At 67.3% G+C, this 297-nt stretch carries 1 protein-coding gene; it reads left to right on the top strand.

What is annotated here, in order from left to right:
• Positions 1-34: 34 nt before the first annotated feature.
• Positions 35-297: CpaD family pilus assembly lipoprotein (locus BGN95_RS03405; protein WP_286771616.1), on the top strand; the 263-nt coding region annotated here is incomplete at its 3' end.

The following is a 297-nucleotide window of genomic DNA, read 5'->3' as shown; positions in this document are numbered from 1 at the left end:
CCAACAATTGATGCGCCAGCACGAGGACGTGAACATGTTCAAGCGCACCCTGCTTCTCGCCACCCTCCCGGCCCTGTTGGTCGGCGGGTGCAGCGGCACCAAGAACCGCGGGCTGGAATCGGTCCATCAACCCGTCGTCAGCCGGACCGATTATAGTTTCGATGTCGGCACCGCCGGCACCGGACTTGCGCCGGGCGAGGAACAGCGGCTCGCCGGCTGGATGGCCTCGTTGCGGCTCGGTTACGGCGACAGCGTCGCGATCGACGATCCGGGCGGCAGCGGCAAGCCGGCACGCGA

The organism is Sphingomonas sp. 66-10 (assembly GCF_001897045.1).
GTDB lineage: Bacteria > Pseudomonadota > Alphaproteobacteria > Sphingomonadales > Sphingomonadaceae > Sphingomonas > Sphingomonas lycopersici.
This window is presented reverse-complemented; position numbering and strand designations above follow the sequence as displayed.